A 9,118-nucleotide genomic window follows, 5' to 3' on the forward strand; every position below is an offset into this window, starting at 1 on the left:
TATCCAGGGTCCGTGCAGATGTTGTGAAAGTTGCCTTGTACCCACGATGATATCGTGGTATGCTCAAAACCGCGAAGCGTAAAGCGTCGGGCCCAAGGCGTTCGGCGGAGCATTTATAATTGCTTTTTTCGCTTTACGGCTTCTACGCTTTTCCCGAAAGGAGATTCAAATATGTCTGTGGCCAGCAAACTGGTCCTCACCAAGGGGGTGGGCCAGAACAAGGAGAAGTTGGTGAGTTTCGAGCTCGCCCTGCGCAATGCGAAGATAGCTCCCTATAACATCGTCAAGGTATCGAGCATCTTCCCGCCCCGGTGCGAGATAGTACCGGCAAGACAAGGGCTGAAGGACCTGACGCCCGGTCAAATAGTGCACGCCGTTCTGGCTGAGGCCTCTACCAACGAACATCACCGCCTCATAGCGGCTTCTGTCGGCGTTGCCATCCCGAAGGACCGCGACCGCTTCGGATACCTCTCGGAATGCCACAGTCACGGAGAAGACGACAAGACGGCCGGCGATTACGCCGAAGACATCGCGGCCCAGATGCTGGCAACCATCCTTGGCCTCGAATTTGACGTGAACGAGAGCTACAATAAACGCCTCGACCTGTGGAAGCTGAGCGATGAGATAGTCCATACGCGCAATATCACACAAACGAGCGTGGGCAAAAAAAATGTTTGGACGACGGTGATCGCCGCAGCTATCCTTATACCCTAGAAAAGACGGTTTCAGGTTTCAACTCTTCTTCCGATTCCTGAAACCCGATGTTTTTCGTATTTCAATATGAATATTGTTTCTGACGATCTTTGATCTGCCACGGTGCACCCCTCTCACCGCCAGATCTCTTCATACCAGGCTTTCTCGCCGTGATACTTGAAGGAAACCTTAAGCCTTATCCGGTAGCTTACGGTCTTCCCGTTTTCCAGGGTCACGTCCTGTTTCACCACCTCAGCGATACGGAGGTCCTCGACGCTCTTTGCGGCTCTTTCAACAGCCGATCTGGCCGCGTCTTCCCATGATTTGTCGCTGGTGCCCACAAGCTCGTTTACAACGTATACGCTCTTCGACATAAAACCTCCTGTGGTTGCCCTGAATCCCCGGACATTACATGGTTAATAACACAAATGCCGGCTGTGTCAAGCCAGTAAGAATTCAGGGAACCTAAAACCCTCCCTTCTCACCTCCGGATCTCTATCATGTCAGGTCTTTTCGCTATGATACTTGAAGGAGACGTTAAGTCTTATCCGATAGCTCACGATCTTCCCATTTTCCAGGGTCACATCCTGTTTCACCACCTCAGCGATACGGAGGTCCTCGACGCTCTTTGCGGCCGTTTCTACAGCCAGCCTGGCTGCGTCTTCCCATGATTTGTCGCTGGTGCCCACAAGTTCGTTTACAACGTATACACTCTTCGACATGGCAACCTCCTTTGATGTTCAAGGATCGTTGGATATTATATGGTTGTAATAGCACAAATGCCGGCTGTGTCAAGAAAACAGAAATTCTGGGACGCTGTGCGATAAAAGAGGGACCGGCTCCAATCCGAACTGCGGTTTCGACCTGGGTCCGGGCGAGAAGAAGGAAATGCTCAATCCTTTCTTCACAATGTTGAGTCTTTCACTCGCATTCAATAAGCTTGTCGGTTGTGGGTCCACCAAGGCCGAGCTCATTATCGGTTTAAGGGTGATGACGTGTTCGACCATAGCGTCGTTGACGGTTTCAATGAAAGGATCGCCATGATTTTCGAACCCGCCGGCGGCAAGCAAGCCAACCTGGGGTCGATCATGAGCTTTTCAGGATCAGGACACCATCTTTTCTTTCCCGTCTCTGTGACCCTCGCGTGTTTGAGAAAAGAGCACGGGCGGCGAACGGGCGGCTTTCAGTTGGTGGGTTGGAACTGCTTTGGGAAGAATTGGTGGGCCGTCAAGGATTCGAACCTTGGACCAATTGATTAAGAGTCAACTGCTCTACCGGACTGAGCTAACGGCCCCGAGATGGATTTATATAGCATACACGAAGGGTTATGTGCAACAGCATTTTTAATGTTTCCTCTGTTCCAAAACTGCCGGGTATTGTCCCTGGTGTTCGTTCTTGACATCGGGGATCAACGCCGCAGAGAAAACAGTTTCAGGTTTCAGACTCCATGACCCAGCTTTCGAACTGAGGATCTTGACCTGAGACCTTAAAACCCAATGTTGTTTCTCGCTTGCAACCGTTCTGATTTTGACCTATGTTTACTTCATGCCCTCGGCCTTGAAATTCTCGATAATGACCTACAATGTGCATAGCTGCATCGGCAACGACGGGAAGGACATGCCTATGAGGATCGCGAAGATCATCGCGGCTCTCCATCCCGACATCGTGGCCCTGCAGGAGCTTGATGTCGGTCTCAGTCGAACGGGTTGTGTCGACCAGGCACATATGATAGCAGGCGAACTGGATATGTACGTCCACTTCCATCCCAGCCTCTTCATCCAGGAAGGGCGGTACGGCAACGCGATCCTGAGCCGCTATCCCATCCGGCCGGTGAAAGCGGGCGGCCTTCCCTCGCGCCGCAAAGAACCTCGCCGCGGCGCCCTCTGGGTGGAGATCGACCTCAGGGGTCGTGCTATCCAGGTCATCAACACCCATCTTGGGATCACACCCGTCAGGCGCCGTACGCAATCGGCGACCCTTCTCGGCCCCGATTGGCTCGGCAGCGCCCGCTGCCGTCCCCCCGTGGTGCTTTGCGGCGACATGAACGCGACGCCGGGCTCCTACGTTCATCACAGTTTTTCACAGAAACTGGCTGATGCCCAGCTTTTGGTCCAGGGAGATCGCCGCCCCAGGAAGACATGGCCGAGCATCACACCTTTCCTTCGCCTCGACCATGTCTTCCTTTCACGAGACATCCTTGTCAGGAGCTGCAGGGTCCCCCGCTCCATGAATGCGAAGATGGCCTCTGACCATCTTCCCCTCCTCGTGGAAGCGCAATTACCTGGCGAAGATTCTGACAGAACAGCCTATTTCCACTCATCGCGAAGGATACCGAAACAGTTATAGAGATCTCGGAAACGGTTTTAAAAACCCGGCCGCCGATGCGTACCTCGTCTGACCCGTCGGTTCATTCGCGCCAGCCTCACAAAAAAACCTGCCCCGGGGGTCTGAATACCGGGCCGTGAGACCCAACCCCCGCAAGCGAACAGGGCAAACTGTCGATAATAATACCCGGGACATAGGCAACTTACATTTTCTTCAATTTTTCGGCGCCCATTATCTCTCGTCAGGGCCTTTTCCCCTTACCAAAAACCTTCTTTCAGATTGTAAAAATAACGTTGACTATCGCCCACCCCCTGTGATAGAAGAAAAGAGCCGCAAGCGGGTAACAATGGCTCTTCAAGACAGCAAGAAAGACATCTATAGGACACTACTCAACTATAGTGCACTGGGTCTTGAAATGGGCTCCTGCGTTATCATTGGTCTTGTGGCCGGCTTTTACGCCGACAAATATTTAGGCACGTATCCCTATCTTACGTTTGCTTTTATGATTTTTGGAATGATTGCCGCCTTTCGGGCGGTTTATCGGGCATACAAGAGGTTAAAGAAGGAAGATGATGAGGGAGATTACCGTAACCCAGGTTGAACGTTGCAACATGGTGATTTTCTTGCTTGGTTCCATAGGAATCGGCGTTCTTACCCGTGACGTCATGGCATTCTTCAGTTTCGCCGTGGCCAGCGCCATCGTCATCCTGAACTTCCGCCTTCTTAAAAGGATCATAGGCCGTCTCATACTGAGACAGGAGATAGCCAGGAAGGATCTCTTTCTCACTCTTCCCGCAAAATTTCTCCTCCTTCTGGGAATTCTTACCGTTGTAGTGATCTATGGGAATATTAATCCTCTCTATTTCCTCCTGGGTCTCTCAACGGTCTTTATATCCATTCTGGTAAGTCAGCTATTACCAGTTTTCAGTTCCAGCTCACAAAGGAGACAAGATAATGGGGCATGAAGCTTTTACCTGGGTGTCGTTCATACCTTTTCTCAAAACAATGCCGCCGCACGTATCCAATGCGATCGTCGTTTCGATCTTCCTTCTTCTCATCGTTTTTCTCGGCTACAGGCAGGTGAAAAAGCTGGAAGATCAGATCATTCCCGATGAGAAGCTAACCTTCAGGAACCTCGTCGAGATCATCGTCGAAGCCCTCACCGGTTTCGTCAAGGAAAACATGGGTGAGCGGGGGCCGCAATTCATGCTCATCATCGGCACGTTGGCCCTTTTTATTCTCTTCAACAACCTTTCCGGCCTCATCCCCGGATTTCTGCCCGCGACGGACAATGTGAACACGACTTTCGCCTGTTCTTTGACAGTCTTTGTCCTCACCCACTTTTACGGGTTGCGCGAGCATGGGATCAAATACCTGAGGCAGTTCGTCTTCATAAGCGACATGATGCCCTGGTACGCCAACGTTATTCTGAGCATTCTCATGTGCCCCATCGAACTCATCAGTCACATTGCAAGGCCCATGTCTCTGGGTATAAGGCTTTTCGGCAACATAACCGGTGACCACCTCGTTACCGCCATCTTCTTCGCCCTTGTCCCTCTCCTTATCCCGGTGATCTTCATGTTCCTCGGTCTCTTTGTTGCCTTTGTCCAAACGTTTGTCTTCACACTGTTGTCCATGGTTTATTTTGCAGGTGCGGTTTCCCATGAACATTAATATAACGATGCAAGAATACAAAAAAGAAAGGAGTGAATAGTGATGAAAAAGGTTGTGTCAATTTTGATGCTCAGCGGTTTGATCCTCGTTCTGTCCTGTGGCTTTGTGCTTGCGGCTGAAGAAGCTGTAAAAGCTCCCCTTGATTCAAATGTGAAGGCCATGTTGGCTATCGGCGCCGGCGCAGCGATCGGCATCGCGGCTCTTGGCGGCGCACTCGGACAGGGCAAAGCTGCAGCAGCAGCCCTTGAAGGCATTGCCAGGAACCCGGGCGCATCGGGAAAGATCTTTGCCCCGATGATCATCGGTCTTGCCCTCATCGAATCACTGGTCATCTACGCTCTGGTTATCGCGTTTATTTTTGTAGGCAAACTTTAAAAAAGCTCTGCAGGGATGGTCTTTGCACAGGACCATCCCTGCAGTTTATTCAGAACAGCTGCTCAGGACCGGCGGGGCTATGTAAGCGGCATCCGTCGTTATCATTATCCGAGCTGAACCCTCCCGGTAAAGTTTAAATAAGCAATTGCCAGTATTAGCATCATCCTACTACAGGAACATCCCGGCCGCACCATACAGCCACCGCAGTTCCGACGCTTCCATCAGGCAAGCTCTCCCTCTGCGCTGAATCCCTTTCCTGCCCACGACGGTCCGTTACCTCATCAACGCCTGGCGAATGCGCGTTCTTCCCGCGATGCCTGTGCTTTGATCACTCCCAAAGGCCCAACATTTGACTCTGGAGGGATGTGGTCCGGGGCCGAGTCATTATCGACTGGATGCCTGCGCAGATCGGCATTACCGATATCCTGAAGATGTGACGGGATAGCAAAACCTCTGTGCGCTCCGGGTGAGACCGTCGAGTAACCGAGGAGGGCAAGACCGCAATAAAAAACCCCGCCTTCGCTGCCGGAGGCGGGGTCTGCTATATCGAATACGAGGTTACTATTTCTTTTCTTCCTTCTTTTCCTCTTTCTTCTCTTTCTTCGGTTTCGCTACACCAGCCTTCGGAGCGGCTTTTGCCTTCTTGACCCCTGCGATCTTGACCATCGTGAGGGCGCCCTTCTTGTACAGCATGGAAACCTTGTCGCCCACCGTCACCTGGTCGAAGTTTTTGTAGCCTTTGAACTTCGCGTTGCTGACGTCAAATGCAACGGTATCCTTTCCGCGCTGAACGCAAACCGTGTTGAATACTGAATCGGTCGCCGTGACCTTACCAACGAAACCAGGCATTGGTTTCGGTTTTGGTTTCTCTGCTGCTTTTTCGGGCTCCTTTGCCTCAGCCGGTTTCGCTTCAGTTGCGGCTGCGGGTTTCTCTACCGCGGGTTTCTCTGCGGCTGCTTTTGCCTTTTCCGGGGCCTTTGCCTTTTCCTGGGCAAAACCGGCGCCAACAAATGCAATGCTGACAAGCATAACAAGTGCAAACAATAAAACCTTTTTCATAACCCCTTCCTCCTGATATTGGTGATTTAGACTATTAATGTTTTATCTTTAAACCTTTGCAGTCGCCATGTCAAGAGCTTTTGTGCTCAGATGCGCTCCTGTAAACAAATTTCCCCCATTCCACTGTCTGAGGATGATGGTATCGCGAACCTCCATCAGTCACTGACAGACACCACCGGAATAATTGTCTTGCTTGTTTTGACACGGGCTCAAAAGGGCATTAGACTATACGATCATGAGCAGATTCAGACTTATCAGCGATTATGAGGCAAGAGGCGATCAACCGGAGGCCATCGAGAAGATAGCCGGCAATATCCGGCAGGGAATAGCCCACCAGGTACTTCTTGGGGTCACCGGCTCAGGCAAGACCTTTACCATGGCAAACGTTATTGAACGGGTCAACAGGCCGACCCTTATCATCTCCCACAACAAGACTTTGGCGGCACAGCTCTACGCCGAGTTCAAGACCCTTTTTCCCGAGAACGAGGTCCACTTCTTCGTCAGCTACTACGATTACTATCAGCCCGAGGCATACATACCTTCCTCGGACACCTTTATAGAGAAGGACTCCTCCATCAATGAGGAGATCGACAGGATGCGGCTTCTGGCGACGAATGCCCTTTTCGAACGGGAGGACATTATCATCGTCGCCAGCGTCTCCTGCATCTATGGTCTCGGTTCGCCCGAGACGTACTACGGAATGCTCCTCCATGTCGAAGAGGGCCAGGCGTTCGAGCGACAGGCGATCTTAAGGAAACTCATCCAATGCCGGTACGAGCGCAACGACATGGATTTCTACCGGGGCAAGTTCCGGGTTCGCGGCACCGCCATTGACATTTTCCCTCCCTACGAAGAAGACAGGGCCTTCAGGATACTCCTCGATGAGGATCGGGTTGAGTCCATATCAAGCATCGATCCCCTAACGGGAAGGACTCTCGAGAGGCTCAGGCGCATAACCATCTTCCCCACCACCCATTACGTCATGCCGCGCCAGACCATAGAGCGGGCCATCGCCACCATCGAGGAGGAACTCGTTGTCCATCTTGATCTCTTGCGGTCCCACAATAAGCTCCTCGAGGCGCAAAGGCTCGAGATGAGGACCAGGTACGACCTGGAGATGCTTGGGGAGTTGGGTTACTGTTCGGGAGTCGAGAATTACTCCCGTCATTTTACGGGCAGGGACCCCGGTGAACCGCCGCCGACCCTCATGGATTACCTTCCCGCCAACGCCCTCGTCATGATAGACGAGAGCCATGTATCCATCCCCCAGCTCTCCGCCATGTACCGCGGAGACCGGTCGCGCAAGACAACCCTCGTGGAACACGGCTTCCGGCTGCCCTCGGCACTCGATAACCGGCCTCTCACTTTTGAGGAGTTCGAAGCCAGACAGAAGCAGGTCCTCTACATCTCGGCCACCCCGGCCCAATATGAACTGACCAAATCCTGCGGATTCGTTGCAGAGCAGATCATCCGTCCCACGGGGCTCATGGATCCGGAGATCATTCTCAAACCGGCGAAGGACCAGGTGGAGACCCTCATAGTCGAGATGACGAAAGCCATAGAGGCACGGGAACGGGTCCTGGTTACAACCCTTACCAAGCGTTTTGCCGAGGACCTTACCGACTTTCTCATCGACAGGGGCATCAAGACAAAATACCTCCATTCCGATATCGACACACTCGAAAGGGTCGCCATCGTGAGAAATCTGAGGCTGGGCAAATTCGACGTTCTCGTCGGCGTGAACCTCCTGCGGGAAGGTCTCGATCTCCCCGAGGTCTCCCTTGTCGCCATCCTCGATGCCGACAAGGAAGGTTTCCTGCGTTCCCAGACATCTCTCATTCAAACCTGCGGCCGCGCCGCCCGAAACCTCAACGGCAGGGTCATCATGTTCGCGGACACTATCACGCAGTCCATGCGCAGGGCAATCGACGAAACCGAGCGCAGGCGGGTCGTTCAGCGCGAATATAACGAACGCAACGGCATCACTCCGGAGGGTATCCGCAAGTCCATCGTCGATGTCCTTTCGTCCATCTATGAGAAAGATTACTACGAGATGCCCGTCGACGAACTGGATGTAAAAGGGATAAAACCGAAACAGCTCTCGAAAATGGTCAAGAGGCTGAAGAGAGAGATCGCCGACGCGTCAAAGAAATGGGATTTCGAGAAGGCTGCCCTGCTTCGCGACAGGCTCCTTTCCATTGAAAAGATGGAGCTCACCCTGTGATCCCCGAGATAAGGATCGAGGGCTTGCCCGCATCACCGGGAGTCTATCTCTTCAAAGACGGCGGCGATGAGATCATTTACATAGGCAAGGCCAAGAACATACGTGACCGCGTGAAGAGCTATTTTCGCAGCGACATAAAAGACATCAAGACGCAGATACTGGTGGAAGCGGTCCACCTCATAGATTTTATCCTTACGGCAAATGAAAAGGAAGCCTTTCTCCTGGAGAACAATCTCATCAAGCAGCATACCCCGAAGTACAACATTGTCCTCAAGGACGACAAATCCTATGTATCGCTAAAGCTCACCATTCAGGATGACTACCCTGCCCTCTTCGCGACACGCAAGATCGTCGATGACGGCTCCCTCTACTTCGGGCCCTATCCTCACGGCCGTGACGTTCGGGACATTCTGAGGCTCATGGAGGGTCTCTATCCCATCAGAAAATGCAAGATAACGATCTTCCGGAAGAGGAAAAGGCCCTGTATGCTCCATGAACTCGGCAAATGTCCGGGGCCGTGCGTCATGCCCGTCGACGCCGCCGACTATGCCAGGACCATCGATGAAGTGCGGGATTTCCTTTCCGGGAAGGACGAGAAGGTCCTCAAGGATATTCAGGGCCGCATAGCAAAGAAAGCTGCCGCCTGGGATTTTGAAGGGGCGCATGTTCTCAAGGAGCGCTATCAGGCCATCAAGGCCATGACGGAAAAACAGCACGTCCATGAGCACTTCGGGAAGAACCGCGACGCCTGGGCCTTTTCCGAGGGTG

The 9,118-nt window shown here is 52.5% G+C and carries 11 protein-coding genes and 1 tRNA gene; 8 read left to right on the plus strand and 4 right to left on the minus strand.

Annotated elements, in window-relative coordinates; translation table 11 throughout:
* The first annotated feature begins 171 nt into the window (after nt 1-171).
* Complete coding sequence (locus tag PHC90_05410) at nt 172-714, plus strand: arginine decarboxylase, pyruvoyl-dependent (protein ID MDD3845783.1); 543 nt, start codon at nt 172-174, stop codon at nt 712-714.
* A 113-nt stretch (nt 715-827) separates the two neighbouring features.
* Here PHC90_05410 and PHC90_05415 read toward each other — a convergent pair whose 3' ends face one another.
* The 3 genes from PHC90_05415 to PHC90_05425 all read right to left on the minus strand — a co-directional run bounded on the left by PHC90_05415 (nt 828) and on the right by PHC90_05425 (nt 1,987).
* Complete coding sequence (locus PHC90_05415) at nt 828-1,067, minus strand: dodecin family protein (GenBank protein ID MDD3845784.1); 240 nt, start codon at nt 1,065-1,067, stop codon at nt 828-830.
* 129 nt (nt 1,068-1,196) lie between these two features.
* On the minus strand, nt 1,197-1,415 hold the full coding sequence (locus PHC90_05420) for a dodecin family protein (protein ID MDD3845785.1): 219 nt from the start codon (nt 1,413-1,415) through the stop codon (nt 1,197-1,199).
* A gap of 495 nt (nt 1,416-1,910) precedes the next feature.
* A tRNA-Lys gene (locus PHC90_05425) sits at nt 1,911-1,987 on the minus strand.
* Nucleotides 1,988-2,265: 278 nt separating this feature from the next.
* Between PHC90_05425 and PHC90_05430 the strand changes: the two genes are divergently transcribed.
* The 5 genes from PHC90_05430 (at nt 2,266) to PHC90_05450 (ending at nt 5,067) form a co-directional block, all read left to right on the plus strand.
* Nucleotides 2,266-3,039, plus strand: a complete 774-nt coding sequence (locus PHC90_05430; GenBank protein MDD3845786.1) for an endonuclease/exonuclease/phosphatase family protein — start codon at nt 2,266-2,268, stop codon at nt 3,037-3,039.
* A 325-nt stretch (nt 3,040-3,364) separates the two neighbouring features.
* A complete protein-coding gene (locus PHC90_05435; GenBank protein ID MDD3845787.1) occupies nt 3,365-3,619 on the plus strand; it encodes an AtpZ/AtpI family protein in 255 nt (84 codons plus the stop codon).
* A 10-nt stretch (nt 3,620-3,629) separates the two neighbouring features.
* Nucleotides 3,630-3,983 (plus strand): hypothetical protein, encoded by a 354-nt coding sequence (locus PHC90_05440; GenBank protein MDD3845788.1) that lies wholly within the window; start codon nt 3,630-3,632, stop codon nt 3,981-3,983.
* On the plus strand, nt 3,973-4,692 hold the full coding sequence (gene atpB, locus PHC90_05445) for a F0F1 ATP synthase subunit A (protein ID MDD3845789.1): 720 nt from the start codon (nt 3,973-3,975) through the stop codon (nt 4,690-4,692). Before PHC90_05440 ends, atpB begins: the two co-directional genes overlap by 11 nt.
* A 42-nt stretch (nt 4,693-4,734) precedes the next feature.
* On the plus strand, nt 4,735-5,067 hold the full coding sequence (locus PHC90_05450) for an ATP synthase F0 subunit C (protein MDD3845790.1): 333 nt from the start codon (nt 4,735-4,737) through the stop codon (nt 5,065-5,067).
* 561 nt (nt 5,068-5,628) lie between these two features.
* Here PHC90_05450 and PHC90_05455 read toward each other — a convergent pair.
* Nucleotides 5,629-6,126 carry a hypothetical protein gene (locus PHC90_05455; protein ID MDD3845791.1) on the minus strand — a complete coding sequence of 166 codons (498 nt, stop codon included), beginning with the start codon at nt 6,124-6,126 and terminating at the stop codon, nt 5,629-5,631.
* 235 nt (nt 6,127-6,361) lie between these two features.
* Here PHC90_05455 and uvrB point away from each other — a divergent pair, with 235 nt between their 5' ends.
* Nucleotides 6,362-8,350, plus strand: coding sequence for an excinuclease ABC subunit UvrB (uvrB, locus tag PHC90_05460; protein ID MDD3845792.1), 1,989 nt, complete (start codon nt 6,362-6,364; stop codon nt 8,348-8,350).
* Nucleotides 8,347-9,118, plus strand: a 772-nt coding sequence (locus tag PHC90_05465; protein MDD3845793.1) for a GIY-YIG nuclease family protein, incomplete at its 3' end; no start/stop codon positions are given. The genes uvrB and PHC90_05465, both read left to right, overlap by 4 nt.

The sequence above is a fragment of the Syntrophorhabdaceae bacterium genome, assembly GCA_028698615.1.
Taxonomy (GTDB): Bacteria; Desulfobacterota; Syntrophorhabdia; order Syntrophorhabdales; family Syntrophorhabdaceae; genus Delta-02.

Bases quoted from the DNA above. Each gene is read 5' to 3' on its own strand.
- PHC90_05410 (MDD3845783.1), top strand. From the start codon at position 172: ATGTCTGTGGCCAGCAAACTGGTCCTCACCAAGGGGGTGGGCCAGAAC.
- PHC90_05430 (MDD3845786.1), top strand. From the start codon at position 2,266: ATGACCTACAATGTGCATAGCTGCATCGGCAACGACGGGAAGGACATG.
- PHC90_05420 (MDD3845785.1), bottom strand. From the start codon at position 1,415: ATGTCGAAGAGTGTATACGTTGTAAACGAACTTGTGGGCACCAGCGAC.
- PHC90_05450 (MDD3845790.1), top strand. From the start codon at position 4,735: ATGAAAAAGGTTGTGTCAATTTTGATGCTCAGCGGTTTGATCCTCGTT.
- uvrB (MDD3845792.1), top strand. From the start codon at position 6,362: ATGAGCAGATTCAGACTTATCAGCGATTATGAGGCAAGAGGCGATCAA.
- PHC90_05455 (MDD3845791.1), bottom strand. From the start codon at position 6,126: ATGAAAAAGGTTTTATTGTTTGCACTTGTTATGCTTGTCAGCATTGCA.
- PHC90_05440 (MDD3845788.1), top strand. From the start codon at position 3,630: ATGGTGATTTTCTTGCTTGGTTCCATAGGAATCGGCGTTCTTACCCGT.
- PHC90_05415 (MDD3845784.1), bottom strand. From the start codon at position 1,067: ATGTCGAAGAGCGTATACGTTGTAAACGAGCTTGTGGGCACCAGCGAC.
- PHC90_05435 (MDD3845787.1), top strand. From the start codon at position 3,365: ATGGCTCTTCAAGACAGCAAGAAAGACATCTATAGGACACTACTCAAC.
- atpB (MDD3845789.1), top strand. From the start codon at position 3,973: ATGGGGCATGAAGCTTTTACCTGGGTGTCGTTCATACCTTTTCTCAAA.